The sequence below is a fragment of the Shewanella gelidii genome (assembly GCF_014647855.1).
GTDB lineage: Bacteria > Pseudomonadota > Gammaproteobacteria > Enterobacterales > Shewanellaceae > Shewanella > Shewanella gelidii.
On the sequence record NZ_BMPZ01000002.1, the window covers coordinates 134,331 to 150,287 of the forward strand.

At 44.4% G+C, this 15,957-nt stretch carries 14 protein-coding genes; 6 read left to right on the forward strand and 8 right to left on the reverse strand.

Annotation, left to right across the window (positions count from 1 at the left end; genetic code table 11):
• Positions 1-224 precede the first annotated feature (224 nt).
• Complete coding sequence (gene radA, locus IEY18_RS04160; protein WP_188918134.1) at positions 225-1,589, forward strand: DNA repair protein RadA; 1,365 nt, start codon at positions 225-227, stop codon at positions 1,587-1,589.
• On the opposite strand, the gene IEY18_RS04165 is transcribed toward radA, so the two are convergent.
• Positions 1,586-1,960 (reverse strand): PilZ domain-containing protein, encoded by a 375-nt coding sequence (locus tag IEY18_RS04165; RefSeq protein ID WP_188918135.1) that lies wholly within the window; start codon positions 1,958-1,960, stop codon positions 1,586-1,588. The genes radA and IEY18_RS04165 overlap by 4 nt on opposite strands.
• A 219-nt stretch (positions 1,961-2,179) precedes the next feature.
• On the opposite strand from IEY18_RS04165, the gene torR reads away from it, so the two are divergent.
• The gene (torR, locus tag IEY18_RS04170; RefSeq protein ID WP_188918137.1) at positions 2,180-2,884 is read left to right on the forward strand and encodes a two-component system response regulator TorR; all 705 of its coding nucleotides are present in this window, start codon (positions 2,180-2,182) and stop codon (positions 2,882-2,884) included.
• On the opposite strand, the gene torT is transcribed toward torR, so the two are convergent.
• Positions 2,857-3,915 carry a TMAO reductase system periplasmic protein TorT gene (torT, locus tag IEY18_RS04175; protein ID WP_188918139.1) on the reverse strand — a complete coding sequence of 353 codons (1,059 nt, stop codon included), beginning with the start codon at positions 3,913-3,915 and terminating at the stop codon, positions 2,857-2,859. The two genes, torR and torT, sit on opposite strands and share 28 nt — an antisense overlap.
• Before the next feature lie 162 nt (positions 3,916-4,077).
• On the opposite strand from torT, the gene torS reads away from it, so the two are divergent.
• Positions 4,078-7,083, forward strand: a complete 3,006-nt coding sequence (torS, locus tag IEY18_RS04180; RefSeq protein WP_188918141.1) for a TMAO reductase system sensor histidine kinase/response regulator TorS — start codon at positions 4,078-4,080, stop codon at positions 7,081-7,083.
• 89 nt (positions 7,084-7,172) lie between these two features.
• Here the strand turns inward: torS and IEY18_RS04185 are convergent, their stop codons facing one another.
• Positions 7,173-7,577 carry a CBS domain-containing protein gene (locus IEY18_RS04185; RefSeq protein ID WP_188918143.1) on the reverse strand — a complete coding sequence of 135 codons (405 nt, stop codon included), beginning with the start codon at positions 7,575-7,577 and terminating at the stop codon, positions 7,173-7,175.
• A 184-nt stretch (positions 7,578-7,761) separates the two neighbouring features.
• Complete coding sequence (locus IEY18_RS04190; protein ID WP_188919142.1) at positions 7,762-9,039, reverse strand: YjiH family protein; 1,278 nt, start codon at positions 9,037-9,039, stop codon at positions 7,762-7,764.
• Between the two features lie 675 nt (positions 9,040-9,714).
• Here IEY18_RS04190 and IEY18_RS04195 point away from each other — a divergent pair.
• The gene (locus IEY18_RS04195; RefSeq protein ID WP_188918145.1) at positions 9,715-10,413 is read left to right on the forward strand and encodes a DUF998 domain-containing protein; all 699 of its coding nucleotides are present in this window, start codon (positions 9,715-9,717) and stop codon (positions 10,411-10,413) included.
• A gap of 65 nt (positions 10,414-10,478) precedes the next feature.
• Here IEY18_RS04195 and IEY18_RS04200 read toward each other — a convergent pair whose 3' ends face one another.
• Complete coding sequence (locus IEY18_RS04200) at positions 10,479-11,348, reverse strand: U32 family peptidase (RefSeq protein WP_188918147.1); 870 nt, start codon at positions 11,346-11,348, stop codon at positions 10,479-10,481.
• Between the two features lie 10 nt (positions 11,349-11,358).
• Positions 11,359-12,360, reverse strand: coding sequence for a ubiquinone anaerobic biosynthesis protein UbiU (gene ubiU, locus IEY18_RS04205; RefSeq protein ID WP_188918149.1), 1,002 nt, complete (start codon positions 12,358-12,360; stop codon positions 11,359-11,361).
• Positions 12,361-12,529: 169 nt separating this feature from the next.
• Here ubiU and ubiT point away from each other — a divergent pair, with 169 nt between their 5' ends.
• Entirely contained in the window at positions 12,530-13,042 is a 513-nt protein-coding gene (ubiT, locus tag IEY18_RS04210) for a ubiquinone anaerobic biosynthesis accessory factor UbiT (RefSeq protein WP_188918152.1), read from the forward strand.
• Between the two features lie 119 nt (positions 13,043-13,161).
• Here the strand turns inward: ubiT and IEY18_RS04215 are convergent, their stop codons facing one another.
• Together IEY18_RS04215 and trhP are read right to left on the reverse strand one after the other, a co-directional pair.
• Positions 13,162-13,413, reverse strand: coding sequence for a YfhL family 4Fe-4S dicluster ferredoxin (locus IEY18_RS04215; RefSeq protein ID WP_188918154.1), 252 nt, complete (start codon positions 13,411-13,413; stop codon positions 13,162-13,164).
• A gap of 9 nt (positions 13,414-13,422) precedes the next feature.
• Positions 13,423-14,790: a prephenate-dependent tRNA uridine(34) hydroxylase TrhP gene (gene trhP / locus IEY18_RS04220; RefSeq protein ID WP_188918155.1), complete on the reverse strand. Its 1,368-nt coding sequence runs from the start codon at positions 14,788-14,790 to the stop codon at positions 13,423-13,425.
• Positions 14,791-15,080: 290 nt separating this feature from the next.
• Between trhP and IEY18_RS04225 the strand changes: the two genes are divergently transcribed.
• Positions 15,081-15,923 carry an HDOD domain-containing protein gene (locus tag IEY18_RS04225; protein WP_188918158.1) on the forward strand — a complete coding sequence of 281 codons (843 nt, stop codon included), beginning with the start codon at positions 15,081-15,083 and terminating at the stop codon, positions 15,921-15,923.
• The last annotated feature ends 34 nt before the right edge of the window (positions 15,924-15,957 follow it).

The following is a 15,957-nucleotide window of genomic DNA, read 5'->3' on the forward strand; positions in this document are numbered from 1 at the left end:
GTGAAGCACATCATTTTATTTACTAGATGGCGTACTGTGCGTATTTTTGACGCTTAGTCATTCATAATGCAAGTTTTATGACAAGTTTTCATTGAGATTGAGCTTTGTGAGCAATCTTGGCAATACTCGCTCGTATTTGTGTTTCAAGTTCACTGAATTTTAGCAATAGTGAAAGTATATATCTTTTAATGTTTGTTTGGTAAATAGAGAGTTAATGGTTTCTTATGGCGAAAACAAAAACAGCTTTTGTGTGTAATGAATGCGGCCAAGAATTTCCGCGTTGGCAAGGACAATGTAATGCTTGTCATGAGTGGAATACCATCACAGAAGTTCGGTTGGGACTTGCAAAGAATACCCGTAGCGCTAGCTTTTCCGGCTACGCTGGGGCTGTTGATAATCAAGTTCAAACATTAGATCAAATAGACTTAAATGAGTTGCCTCGAATCGCGAGTGCATTTAGTGAGCTTGACCGTGTCCTCGGTGGTGGAATTGTCCCTGGGTCGGCCATTCTGATTGGTGGGCATCCCGGCGCGGGAAAAAGTACGCTCTTGCTGCAAACCTTGTGTTTATTGGCAGAATCGATGTCAGCGCTGTATGTCACGGGAGAGGAATCATTGCAACAGGTTGCAATGCGGGCGCATCGTTTAGGTTTACCCACGGGTAAATTACGCATGCTATCTGAAACCAGCGTAGAACAAATTTGTAATATCGCTGACAAAGAAAAGCCCAAAGTAATTGTAGTGGACTCCATTCAAGTGATGCACATGAGTGATGTGCAATCGTCGCCGGGGAGTGTGTCGCAAGTACGCGAATCAGCATCGTTTTTAACGCGTTTTGCGAAACAAAACGGGATTGCTGTGATTATGGTTGGGCATGTCACCAAAGATGGCAGTCTTGCTGGACCAAAGGTTTTAGAGCACTGCATTGATTGCTCGATTATGTTCGAAGGCGATAGCGATAGTCGCTATCGAACGCTGCGGTCCCACAAAAATCGTTTTGGCGCTATTAATGAGCTGGGTGTCTTCGCCATGACGGAAAAGGGACTCAAAGAGGTGGCGAATCCATCTGCAATATTTCTGTCACGGGGGGAGGATGCCGGAGCTGGCTCCTTGGTAATGGTAATATGGGAAGGCACACGCCCATTGCTCGTTGAGCTGCAAGTGTTGGTTGATAGCTCTGCGATGGCAAATCCACGGCGCGTTGCGGTGGGGATGGATGCTAATCGCTTAGCTATGTTGCTTGCTGTGATGCATAAACATGCAGGATTGCTAATGTCTGATCAGGATGTCTTTGTCAATGTGGTTGGTGGGGTAAAAGTGACGGAAACCAGCGCTGACTTAACCGTATTATTAGCGATGGTATCGAGCTTTAGAGAAGCCCCGTTAGCAAGGGACTTAGTGGCCTTCGGTGAGGTCGGACTTTCAGGAGAAATTCGGCCCGTGCCGAATGGTCAGGAGCGTCTTGTTGAAGCCGCGAAACATGGCTTTAAGCGGGCAATTGTTCCGAAAGCAAATATGCCTAAAAAACCTCCACTTGGGATGGAGGTTATTGGCGTCAGTAAGTTGAGTGAGGCGCTAGATGCGCTTTAAAGTTGACTAGCGTCGTGGTCTGCAATAAATAGCTCTAATTCACGATTAAGCAGTGACGCATCGCCAAGATTAAGTTCGATAATACGACGCAAATGGCTGATACTATCTACATCGATGTTAAGGCACCTTAAACCCAGTTGGTCGCCTTCATCATGAACCAGCTCCGCTTCCATTTTCAGTTCGACATCGGATTCCGGTAAAAAGAAAGTCAGGTTGACTTGTTTAGCCGTCGTAGGAAATTGCGTGGGCTTTTCAACAAGAGCGCCGTTTAAGCTCAAATCGAGAATTTTGGTTTCCCAGCGCTCGCTTGCTACTGACAAGTGCGCTGTCGCAGCAAACAAAATACGAGAAAACTGGCGTCTTTCATCCATATCTAATCCTTGGTAAATACACTGACTCTTCTTACGTTAAGCATAAGCTATCTTGTTAGAAGAGTAAAAATTCGCAGTGACATTTCGAACTCATCCCTATTTATCCATACAAATATTGTGGGTTGATCCCATTATTTTTGCTTACCATTAGTTAAATGTGAAAAATTATGAATAATAACCAGAGTTCAACCTTTCCCTAAAGAAGATGCCGGAGTAACAATGAACTACACAGTACTTGTTGTTGATGATGAGGCCGTCGTTCGTACGCGCCTGAAAGGCTATTTTGAGAAAGAGGGCTATCGTGTCGTCGAAGCTTGTGATGGCGAACAGATGTGGTTGGCTTTTGAACGTTATCATATCGATTTGGTGATGTTAGATATAAACCTTCCTCGAGTTGATGGACTCAGCTTAACCCGTGAACTCAGAAGCCGCTCCAACGTAGGTATCATTTTGGTGACGGGGCGAGACGAAGCGATTGATAAGATTGTTGGACTTGAGATGGGCGCTGATGACTATGTTACTAAGCCTTTTGAGTTACGAGAGTTATTGGTCAGAGTTAAAAATCTGCTTTGGCGTATTCGCTTGACGCAATATGCGGTGGCAGAGCTCGCCGATCTAAAAAAAGATGAAGATGTGCTTCGATTTGAAGACTATCAACTCGAAATTAATGCTCGAAAACTTTTACAACAAGATCAATTGATTAAATTGACTAAAGCTGAGTTCGAGTTATTAGTTGCCTTTGCGAAACAGCCACAAAAAGTGCTCTCCCGAGAATTTTTGATGCAGGAATCGAATCACCGAAGTGATGACGTCAATGACCGCACCATTGACGTTTTAATTCGACGTCTTAGAAATAAGCTATCGGCTGAACTGTTTGTCACCATTCATGGTGAAGGCTATTTGTTTTCCGCCAAAACCGAATAAACCGGATAAAACTCTGCGGGCGCTAAACTATCTTTTAGCTGATCTTGAGCTGGTGGATTGTTTGTCAGTCGATTGATTATCGGACCGATATCGCCAAAGGCCGGTTCACCTTCGAGTTCACGAACCGTAATATCGATGGCCAGCTTTCCTTGTAGCACCACGCGATCGTCATTGCTATAAATCACTTTATTTCGATACAGAGCGCGCCAAAGCGCTGGGGAAAAGTAGCTACTTAATAGCTTAACTTCATCAGAGAGACCTTTTTGTCGCAGAACACTCACTGCCGCTTCAATGGCGACCGCGCCACCAATAATATAATCCGGTGTTTGCTGCTCTAATAGCTGCAAGAGTTGTTTGCGATGGAGATTTCGATTGTTATCGGCATGACGAATCGATGATATTCGATATTGGCTGTTTTTTAAGGCTTTGTGTATGCCTTGCTCAATTCGGGCTGAGCCTCCCACTTTATAGGGCCCCATGAGTAAGGCGAGATTTCCCGGTTCAGGATATTCATTTTTGAGGTGCTCACCAATGATAACGCCCAATGAATACCAATTGACGCCAACGCGAGTGTAGACCTCGGGCGCATTGATCATATTGACCAGTGCGATCACTTTTTTATGAATGGGGTGGCCGTAGTGTTCAAGGATATTAGGACCCACCGCACCGAGCAAAATTGCATCATAGTCAGAGTTGACACAATGATCGAGCTGTTCAAGTTGACGTTTGCGACCGTAGTAACTATTTGCTTCAAACAAGTCGACGGTCACATTCAGCGCTTTAGCGTGTGTCATCAACCCATAATCAATCCCTATCCAGTAGGCATCTTTGAGGTGAGGGACGAGGGCACAGATTTTCCAAGGTTTACTGGCTTGTTGGAGAGGCTTGAAATTGAGCGTCTGAGAGGATTGGATCATGGCGTTGTAGGGTTTGCGTACTTCCAATGCCCAGTGCTCATCTGTTGCGTACGAATTTGTGCTAAAACCTATCGTCGTCACAGCGATGAGGGCCAACAGATGCAATAATTTCATCTTACTGCTCCAAAGATTGAATTCTTAACGTGGCCAACTGCGTTGATGGCCATTGAACGTTTGCAAAGAATTGTACCACTTCGCCGCTTCAGCGCGAGTTGGTTTCAATATTCTGGGAGTTACGTAGACAAAGTTTGAATGTATATGACGAAAAGGTGATTTGTGAGAGGCCTGACTTGGTCGCGTAAAAGTTTAGTAGGTCGGTTAATGCTGGCCTTTAGTTTACTCGGGCTTTTACTCATGTTGCTGGTGGCACAGGGCAATTTAAGCTTGCACTGGGTTAAGCTAGCTGATGATTTTTTATATGAACAATCTTTGCCTGCATCCCAAGCTGCACGGCAGCTTTCCCGTGCATCAAATACTTTATCTGATATTGCCATGCAACTTGGGCAAGTGAATAAAGAATCAGAACGCCTAGCTTTAGATAATCGGCTTTCATATAACGCAACATTGCTACAAGAAGCGATCAATCAACTTAAAGACCTTAAAGTCGATACCAATGTTAGTCTGCGCAGTGAAGTGGACGATATTCTGAATGAATTGGCGCTGATAAGCACACGAGTAAAGCAGCGCATAACTTTCGCAAATTTACTCCACCAACAAGCACAAGTCCTATCGAAAGCCGCAACTCAAAGTGCCGAGTTTTTGCAGGCAGAACTGGCCGTTGTTGATTCGGCTATTCTTGCGAAGTTAAGTCTTTCATATGCACAACAGGTCGGAGAACGACGAAACGCACAGTTACTGGATGATGTCATTGAACATGAACTGGATGTTCAGGAGCAACTGAATGATGCAGTGAAGCTCGTGCATCGGGTGGCGTTGATCAGTCAACTTTTTTTGTCGCAAGAGCAACAAGAGCTACTGCAGACGCTTATTGATGTCTCCGCGGTTAAAGTGCTTGGGCGAACCGGAAATACCATTGATTTAAGTATGCTTGAGTATTTACCTGATTTAATACGAGATCCCCAGCGGGCGCAGGCACTGCGCCAACAAATCAAAATCCTAAAACAAATTGAAATTAGTATTTTCCTACAACGGGACTATACCGAGCACTTGCTGGGGCAAAATGTCATGCTTGAGCAGGTTACCGGCAAATTAAACCGATTGAATGCTGCGGTAGACAATGCATTAGATATTCAACAGCAACAAGCTGAGCTGGCTCGGCAAGACTATTTGCGCCAATTGACTTGGGCGAAATTAGGCTTGTGGCTCACGGGTTGCTTGATGTTAATTATTATTGGTTTTGTCGTTCATCGAGTTATTTATCGTGGTATCGCGCTACGTCTAAATGAGGCAACCGATGCGCTTGCTCGCTTAAGCCATGGGGATACTCGGGTTAGTTTGAACCCCCACGGCGATGACGAATTGACAGCGATGGCGAGTGCAGTGGAAGCATTCAAGAGAAAGACTGCTCACAATCAAAAGTTGCAGTTAGAGTTAAGACGCAGTGCTGCGGAGTTGACTGAACACAAGCTTGCACTCGAAATTAAAGTCGCTGAACGAACGCAAGAGCTTGCGGAAGCGAATCAAAGACTGGATGCCGAATCGAAGGGGCATGAACTCGCGCGCGATATCGCTGAGCAGGCTAACCGTGCCAAGTCGGTCTTTTTAGCAACCATGAGTCATGAAATCCGTACGCCGTTGAATGGCGTTCTCGGGACCTTATCTTTGTTAGGGCAAGCAAAGCTACCTGTGGCAGAGCAACAGCTTTTAGCGTTGGCGCAATATAGCGGGACACTGTTGCAAACAGTTTTGAGTGATATTCTCGATTTTTCTCGATTAGAGCAAGGGTCGTTAACCCATGAACCACGATCGGTTGATTTACATGAGTTATTGGATGAAGTGATGGCAATTATGCTGGCTGGGGCGAGTCTTGCGGGGATTAGCTTGGTACTGGATAAACATCGTCTGCCAGACTGTGTAAGCCTCGATGGTCCCAAATTACGTCAGGTTTTATTTAACTTAATTGGGAATGCCATCAAATTTACTCCGAAAGGAAAAGTAGAGTTGTATGTCGAGGGGCACAACGACCGATTGAACTTTGTTGTGAAAGATAGTGGTGTTGGGATTGCACAAGAAGCGAAAGCTCATCTATTCACTGCCTATAGTAGTCTGAATCATTCCAGTCAGTGCCACTCCAAAGCCCGAGGCACTGGGTTAGGACTTACTATCAGTAAAGAACTGGTGGAATTGATGAATGACAATTCTGGTGAAAGCTTGTGGGTTGAGAGTGAAGAAGGGAAAGGCAGTGCCTTCGGTTTTAGTTTGCCGCGATTAGAATGTCAGCTTCCTGTCGTGTCAGCCAAAGTACCGATTGCTCAAGTGACAGCCAAGCATGTGCTGGTGGTCGAAGACAACAAAGTGAATGCCATGGTGGCTCAGGGCTTTTTAGCACATTTAGGCCACAGTTCAGAACTAGTAAATAGCTGTGAGGCTGCTTTAGCTGTTTATCGAGCTGATACGGCATCTCAATATGATGCATTAATGCTGGATATTCAGTTGGGAGATGGAACTGGGTTGCAGCTGCTCCAATCCATACAGAGAATTAATCAAGCGATCGATTATCAGCCCGTTATCGCCGCATTTACTGCGCAATTACAAGACGAAGATGTCGAAGTCTATCAAGCGAGAGGGTTTGATGAGGTGTTAGGCAAGCCCTTGAGCCTGAATTCGTTAGCTTTGTGGCTGGGGTCTACTCATGCGAATTTTGAGCGTGAATGTCATGATAGCGAAGGGGGAGCGCCTAGACAGGCTGGGCGTGAGCTCGCAGGGGCAAACCAGTTAATGAGCCCTGAAAGCCAAATCGAAGCCGACGAAGTCGATGTGAGTGGGCATTTACAATCCTTTGATTTATTGGATGAGTGGCAGCTGCAACAGGATATTAATGTACTTGGATTACCTGCAGTCGAAGAAATAGCAGCCCTATTTTACAAAACGAGTGCCTCACATCTTCGCTCAGTCAATGAGTCTCCCAAGCAAGCAAAGGGCGCTTTACACGCTTTAAAAGGGAGTAGTGCGAATGTTGGGATGCTCGCGTTATCGCGGCTATGTAAATCTCTTGAAGGGAAAGCGATAAATTCGGCGGACCAAAATCGCTTAGAGCGGATGTGGCAAAATTCTTGTCAGCAACTTCGGCAATTCCTTACGCTCTCAAATTCAGCCCTTTGAACTTGCTAAATTGCTGACGAGCCCTAAGACCTCGCGCCTCTCAACGTCAATATATGCCCTTGAGCGTTGGAGGCTGCACTGGATAGCAATTAATTCGCTTCAATCATTGCTGCGAGAAGATCTTTCCAAGTCACAATGCCAACAAGTTCACCATTGTCTAATACCGGTAAACTGCCAATTTGTCGCTCTAGAATAAGCTGAGACGCTTGTATGACGCTGATATGTGGGGCAACGGTTAATGGATCTCGTGTCATGACTTGATGCACCCGTTTTTGCAGGGTTTCAAGTTCTTTGGTCGTGGGGTTAGCGTCTACATTTGGACTTATGGCGCGCAATAAATCTCGTTCTGAGAGCATGCCTTTTAGTTCGTTTTCTTCGGTGACAAGAAGGTGATGAAAAGGCGCATTATCAAAGATTTCTTTAGCTATGGTCAGGCGATCATCCATATCTATTGTCACGATTCTGGTGGTCATGATATCGGCAATTTTTAACATAGCGTATCCTGAGCTAGTGGTGAAAGCATACCTAGTTTTTAGTGTATGCATTCATTATCGGCAGTTGTAATCATAACCTAAGGCGAAATGAAATACCGAATGCAATTGCGAGTCAATGACGTGGAACTTTAGATATAAAAAGAGGATCCTATCGCTCCTCTTATTCATTTGATGTCGATGGAAACTAGAATATTAAGTGGGCTATACCGGCAATAACTGGCAGTGTCGTTAGTGTGCGCAATATAAAGATGACAAACAGCTCAACAAAATTGACTGGGATTTTACTCCCAATGAGTAATGCGCCAACTTCACTCATATAAATCAACTGAGTTACTGACATCGCTGCGATTATGAAACGGGTCATTTCGCTATCAATTGTACTGGCAAGGATGGCTGGGATAAACATATCAGCAAAACCTACCACGATGGTACTAGAAGCTTTAGTGGCATCAGGGACTTGTAACAACTCTAGCAGTGGAATAAATGGCATCCCAAGATATTCAAAAATGGGCGTATATTCGGCAATCATTAATGCAGTTGTACCGATAGCCATAACGACAGGAATAATACCTAAAACCATGTCGACAACGTTTTTGATGCCTTCAATAAAAACCTGCTTGATACCGCCAGCTTGCTCTGCTTTGTTGAGTGCATTATGCAGTCCCCAAGAAAAGACATTATAGCCTTGGGGAATGACCTCGTCATCGGCGTGACGCGGTGTGTCATCGATATATGTGTCTTTTTTCCAGCGTAACGGCGGTAATTTAGGGACGACAATTGCGGCCACAATACCGGCAAGGCACACGGTTAAATAGAACGGAATAAACAGATGTTCAAGTTTCACCTGGGAGATGACAACCAGACTAAAGGTAATTGAAACTGCTGAAAAGGTCGTGCCAATAACCGCTGCTTCGCGTTGCGTATAAAATCGAGCTTCATATTGTTTGCTCGTCATTAAAATACCAACACTGCCATCTCCTAACCAAGAAGCCATACAATCAATCGCGCTGCGACCGGGTAAGTTAAAAATTGGTCGCATGATTTTTGTGAGAATAGTGCCAAATAGTTCGAGCAGTCCAAAGTTCAGCAGCAGTGGCAAAAGCATACCTGCAAAGATAAATACTGAGAATAGTACAGGGAGCAAGTCATTAAACACTAAGCCGCCAGTATTCCCTGAGTAGATGGCCTCAAAGCCAATCTGATTGAAGGTTAATACAATAAAAATCGCGCCAATGATCCGGACGACAAACCATAAGGGAGAAACATTAAGCAAGCTATTTAAAAAAGCATGCTTCAGTATCGCATCAGGTTTTATTAGCTTGACCAAGGTTGTCGCCAAAGCCATACCGACGACGATGCCGGTGAGAATATATCCCATGCTATCGGCTAGTATGCTTTGCAGTTGTTTTGAGATAATTGCGATAGGGATGGTTATTGCTTCGTCATAATGAATGGGAAGCATAAAGAGTAATAATCCAATTAAGGATGGGATAATAAAAGTGAGAATGGTGGAGAGTTGGTGTTGTTTTTGTTCAGCCACTTTAATTGCGCCTTGTCGTTATGTTTCATGCTAGCCGTAAGTGAGTAAACTTGCATGTTTGCATGTTCATTCAATAACTTGACGGTGCCGAGCCAAATCAAAGGCTCAAATCTAGCGAGTTTTCCAATCAATATTTACACTCCGGCATCTAAATAAAACGGCTATATTGTGTCATAACCGCTTCCACAACCTTGTTTGCGGTTGTCGTGTCGCGCCGAATGCATGAAAGGTGTACTTAGGTTTAACCGTTTGCTATTCGCCTTGCTAAGGAACATGAAGCAGCCATACTTCTGATGTTGCCCCTTGAACAATTACAGTTCATTCGTTGTGAGAGCATAGTTATTGCCTCAACTTGAGTAAATATATTGTAACTTATCTCAATCAAAAGAGAACCATTGATTTGTGTGTCTGAATAATGCACAAAAAATGCGATGAAGTTCGCTTACACAATAAAAATGCTAGATATTTTTCAATGAATTACATAAGTTGGATCTCTGTTGCATTTTTAAAGTACTCCTTCTTAAAAAGGATGCAATTTGAGTGATTGGTGACTTTGTTGAGATTGCCTAACAACTAAATAAACACATTAGAGAGTGAATGACACATAAATCGAATAAGCGTTTTGCTTTAGCTTTTAAATTTGGTGTGCTGGGTCTTTTTGGGTTGCTACTTGGTTTTTTCGCCGCTCAAGTGGGCTATCAAGGCTACGAGAGTGAGGCGTTTAGTCCATTGAACCACACCATAAGTGAGCTAGGTAATTATGGACACTCTGCACTTGCCGTTGTACTGAATGGCGGTCTATTTTTTGGTGGCTTGAGTATGGCGATGTGGAGTCTGCTCAGTTTAAGTGCCATGAAGGACTATTTTGAAAAGCTAGTTTTTTTTGTGATTGCAGTGACTTTTGTATCATTGGCGACAACAGGTTTATTTCCACTCAATGTTTATCATTTACATATTGTTGCGTTAAGCGGATTTTTCTATGGGGGGTGTGTCAGTAGTGCGCTATTTATTATCTACATTGCGGCAAGAGAGCAAACCCGCTACCCACGTTGGCTAATTATTCCGGCTTTGCTCACCCTCTTGTCTCTAAGCAGTTTTCTATTTATCCCTCACTTAGAACTCGGGGTAGAAAGTATCTCAAGGCCGTTTTATCAAGAATTAGTGGTCAAGTTACCTCGACAAACCATTTGGTGGCCAGCAGTGCTAGAGTGGTTGAGTTTGTGTCTGTTTTTGGGGTGGAACAGCTGTATGCTGAGGTATGTTAAACCGAGTGAAAGAGACCCTTGCACTCGGTAGTTTGACAACACATGTTTTTGCGAGCCCCATAACGGTATTTGGAGCATTCGCGAAACGTTTTCATGTTAAGCGGGTTGTTCTGGTTGAGTTAAATTAAAACCAGCCTGATCAAACCAATAGCCATCACATCGTTCAAATGGGCTCGTCACCGACTCTCCTCGTTGTAACGCTCCTGCAATATTGACGCTGGTCAGGCTGGAAGGAGATACGCGAAAATAATCGACTCCCAAAGCCTGCATATCACTTATTTGATCTGATAAGTCGATTGCGGCAGCTGATTGGGTTTGTATGCCGTTCAAGCGCAACAACGGTTGAGATTCTTGAGTTTGAGCGAGTAGGCCTTTCGGGTGGTTTAAACAAACGATGCCACATTGATCTTTTTGCAAGTTCTTATGCCGTGCTGTAAAGCAACGTGCAGAGTGAGCCAAAGGCATATGACCATGGCCAAAAACTTCAATTTCAAATCCTAGTGCTGGCTCTTGCTGGATTACTTTCTCTAGCCAGTTTCGACTGAGTTCTACAGGCATGACAAAGCGCTTCATGCCCCAGCTTTGCAGTTTATTCAGGCTCGCTAAGTTGTAATTATTGATTGTTGGACCACAAACAAACTCAACGCCTAGTTGTTTGGCAACTTGAACGCCTGCCATATCATTGGCTTCTATTTGAAAGTGTCCATTTTCAACTTGCCGTTTTAATTCCGTATACTCAGACGGGGCTTCGACGAGAGCCAGTGTCGAGATAATGACTTGTTTGCCTGCATCTTGTAATTGGTGTGCGATGTCCAAGTATTCTTTAAATTTGACTTCGCGACGACGACTACAAACCGTTTCACCTAAGTAGACGGTGTTAACGTTTGATTGTGCGACTTTATTATAAAAATCCAGCACTTTATCTTTAGGCCAACAATAGAGGATTGGGCCGAGTGAAATATTCATAAACTATCCTTTATTGCCAAGTACGCTCGTAAGCCCCAAGGGTTGTCGTTTGTCCTTCTGATACTTTATCTAATACTCGATTCCATTCACCTTGTACTTGGTATTGATCAGGATTGGCGAGATAAGTATCAATGGCCTGACGCCATACTCGCGTCACCTGTTCAACATACGCAGGGCTGCGCTGGCGACCTTCGATTTTAAGTGAAGTCACGTTGGCCTTCGCAAGTTCTGGAAGCAAACTTAGCGTATTAAGGCTGGTGGGGGATTCCAGTAAAAAACTTGGTTCCGCGGATTCCTCGGTAATGTATCGCCCTTTGCATACCACGGGATAACCCATTTGTTCGTCAACGCCGGATTTATCGATGAGAACTTCGTTTAGTCGAGTCAATCGGTCTTGCCCTTGCTCTTGCCAGCGAACATGGTTGGCAGGCGAACACGAACCGCCTGTATTGGGAGATTGCCCGGTGACATAAGAGGATAAATGACAGCGTCCTTCTGCCATAATGCACAGGCTGCCAAAGGCAAAGACTTCTAAATCCACCGGTGTGACTTTTGCAAGATCTCTGACTTGTTTCATCGATAGAACCCGAGGTAATACAGCGCGTTCAATATTGAACTCTTGCTTATACAGCTCAAGCGCTCCCAGGTTGGTCGCACTGGCTTGTACCGAGAGGTGAAGTGGTAACTGAGGGTGATGAGTGTGGGCATAATCCAGTAAGGATAGATCGGCAACAATCAATGCATCCATTCCGAGATCAGCAGCAATATCTACAGCCTCGTACCAACGTTTCTCTTCTCCAGGCTTGGGAAAGGTATTCAATGTGAGAAAAACTTTGCGGCGATTAGTGTGCGCAAACTGCACTGCCTGCTGTAACTTCGCAGGGGTAAAATTAAGCCCTGCAAACGATCGGGCATTGGTGTCATTCTTCAATCCTAAATAAACGGCATCAGCCCCAGCTTTAATTGCTGTTTTAAGGGATGCAAGATTGCCTGCTGGACACAGCAATTCCATATTCTTCTCCTTGAAGAAGGTTGTGATAAAGCAAAATTTCGGTCAATGAAAGGTTAAAGATTTTAAAAGGGATTGAATGTCAAAGATTTGATGTGAAACAGTTTTGCGATCATAAAACTTGGATACACTTATTCCTTTTCTCACAAGCCTGTTGTAGGAGAATGCTCTGATGGCAAATATTTACACAACCCAAATCGCAAAACGTTTGCTAGACATCGCGCCTAAGATCGCAAAAACGCCAATTGGTGTGGTCCCATTCAATCTAAAGGCGAAAGCAGTGCAGCAGTTATTAACGTTGATCTTGGCTGAACAGGCTAAAGATGATGAGTTAGCGTTTCTTTGCGACAACTGGGTTGGGATCTGCATTCAAGATTTAGGACTAGAGTTTGAAGTGACATACCAACAACAATGGCATGTTCGCCCGTTGGCAAAACCAGCGGTGACTTTTACCGCCAATTCTAAAGAACTCATTTTAATTGCTGCGGCTAAGGAAGACCCTGACACCTTATTTTTCCAAAGAAAGTTAAATATTGAAGGTGATACTGAGCTTGGGCTAGAAGTTAAAAACTTATTGTTAAGCATTGAATTTGAAGCGATGCCAAGCCCGGTTCGTCACGGTGTTAACCAGTTATCTCTGCTGATCGTGAAACTGCAAGAACAAGCAGAGCCTCAAACCGTATAAATTGGTCGATGTTATTGGGCGTGAGTACGCGCCGTGTTCATTGTAGTTGCAGCTTAAAAAAACGGCGCCTAGAGCGCCGTTTTTTTGTGAGTTTTTTTTCGTTGTGCGAGCTGTTAACACTAGACCTTGCCAGTGAGAATGCAAAACTTCTCTAACAGCTCATCCTCTGTTTCTTTATGGTTTGGATCCGGATCAATACAATCAATCGGGCAGACCGAAATACACGTTGGCTTATCATAATGCCCAACACATTCAGTACAAAGGTTTGGATCGATTTCATAGATCTCTTCACCCATGGTGATTGCTTCATTGGGGCACTCCGGCTCACACATGTCACAGTTGATACAGCTGTCGTCAATCAATAATGCCATGATGTAATCTTAGGCTCCGCTTGCATGTGGATTACGTGTGTTTTGCCCTTGAGGCAAGTTACGCATCAAAATCGCTTGCTTTAAGTCAACCTCAGCAGGTACCGGAAGGTATACGATATGCCCTGAGCCAAGTCCTGCTTCCACTGATTCACCTTTACGGTTTTCTAAGTGCTCAATGGTTAGGTTGATGTTGCCTTGTGGCGTCATCAGCTCAACGCTATCACCCACTGAGAATTTATTCTTCACATCGATTTCAGCCATGCCCGCACTATTTCTAACGCCCGTGATTTCACCAACAAATTGTTGGGTGTCACTAATTGAATATCCGTATTCATAATTCTGGTATTCATCGTGAACGTGGCGACGCAAGAAGCCTTCGGTATAACCTCGATGAGCGAGCCCTTCAAGCTGAGTCATTAACTCACGATTAAACGCTTTACCGGCTGCTGCATCATTGATGGCTTGGCGATATAATTGAGCGGTTCTTGCAACGTAGTAGAATGACTTTGTACGCCCTTCAATCTTGAGCGAGTCAATGCCCATTTTTGTTAAACGTTCTACGTGCTGAATTGCTCGTAGATCTTTTGAGTTCATAATGTAGGTGCCGTGCTCATCTTCATAAGCAGGCATGTACTCTCCAGGACGTCCTGGCTCTTGTAACAGATAGATATTATCTGTCGTTGGACCATCGCCTAAGGTTGGTTGCTGAATTTGAACTTCTGGCTGCGCGGCGATAATGTCACCGGTTTCGTTCTGAGTCGCCTCATGTACGTCATATTTCCAGCGGCATGCATTGGTGCATGTCCCTTGGTTTGGATCGCGTTTATTGATGTAGCCAGAAAGCAAACAACGTCCAGAATAAGCCATGCACAGTGCGCCATGAACAAATACTTCTAATTCAATATCAGGGCAACGCTGGCGGATTTCTTCTATTTCATCGAGAGATAATTCACGGCTTAAAATCACCCGCTTAATCCCTTGCTGCTGCCAGAACTTCACCGATGCCCAGTTAATCGCATTTGCCTGTACCGACAAATGAACCGTTTGATCTGGAAAAGCCTCACGCACCATCATAATCAATCCAGGATCGGACATGATTAAGGCGTCAGGTTTCATGTTGACAACCGGTTCCATGTCTCGGATATAAGTTTTTAGCTTGGCATTGTGCGGGGCAATGTTACTTACCACATAAAGCTTTTTGTTTAGGCTGTGTGCTTCTTCAATACCTGCTGCAAGATTTTCCATTTTGAAGTCATTATTGCGCACTCGTAAGCTATATCTTGGCTGGCCTGCATAAACTGCATCAGCGCCGTAGGCGAATGCATAGCGCATGTTTTTAAGTGTCCCTGCAGGAGACAATAGCTCAGGTTTAAACATAAGTACTCTCAGTGTTGGCAATCAGTTGATTATCGCAGCGGGTGCGGGGGCGGCATTTTACTCAATGGGAGTGCCTTTATGCAAATTAATGCCGCAAATATCCGATAATATCGCTTAAGTTTAGACCAGTTTTTTTGATCGCTATGGGGGTGATAATTGCCAATATCCACTAGAATCAATATTGGCATTGTTAACGTTCAATATTTTTGGCGTCGATACTGCGAGCTAGCTTGATCTGCTGGTATACTCGAGAAGTTTTTGAGAGAGTTCATATTTTCAATGGAGAGCGCATGTCTACTGAGCACCAATTACTCGTCGGGTTATTGAAGAAGTTAAAGAATGATGATCTGGTACTGCCAACATTGCCTGAAGTTGCAATGCGAGTGCAGAGTGTGGTGAGTGAGCCAAATACAAGCCTTAAGAAAGTGGCAAATATTATTGGCCAAGACGCAGCCATGTCTGCTCGTATTATTAAGGTCGCTAACAGTGTGATGTATAGTCGCGGCGTACCAGCAGATAATATCAACAACGCGGTAACCCGTATTGGTCTGACTCAGATTAAGTCTATTGCGACGTCCGTTGCGATGGAGCAGTTATTTATTTCAACCAATGAAATGGTTTGGCAGGTGATGGATGAAGTGTGGGGGACATCGATTGATGTGACCGCATCAGCTTGTGCCATGCTGACGTTATATAAGAAGAAGCATCCGCAATCGCATTTGAACATTGATACACTGACTCTCGCCGGCCTCGTTCATAATATTGGCGCCTTGCCTGTATTAACGGAAGCCGAAAATCACCCTGAAATGTTTACGGGGATTGACCAGTTACGTGCACTTGTCCGTAAAATGCAAGGGCCGATAGGTCGTGCCGTATTGAAGAGTTGGGATTTTGCGCCAGAGGTGATGGAAGTTGTTGAACGCTGGGCCGATTTGCCTTACTTACCCGAAGAAGTGACCTACTTAGACTTTATACGCGCAGCTGCATTCTATACCGGTGAATTGCGTTCAGGCACCGAGCTAGATGAACGTCTCGACGTATTTGTTGCACGTGGATTGCCGGTGTCGGTTGATGAGTTAGCTGGTGATGAGTTTATTGATATCTACCACTCTGTGAAAGCGGGCTATGAGTAACGCTATCGCGTTTTAGATTGCCTGAATACCCGAG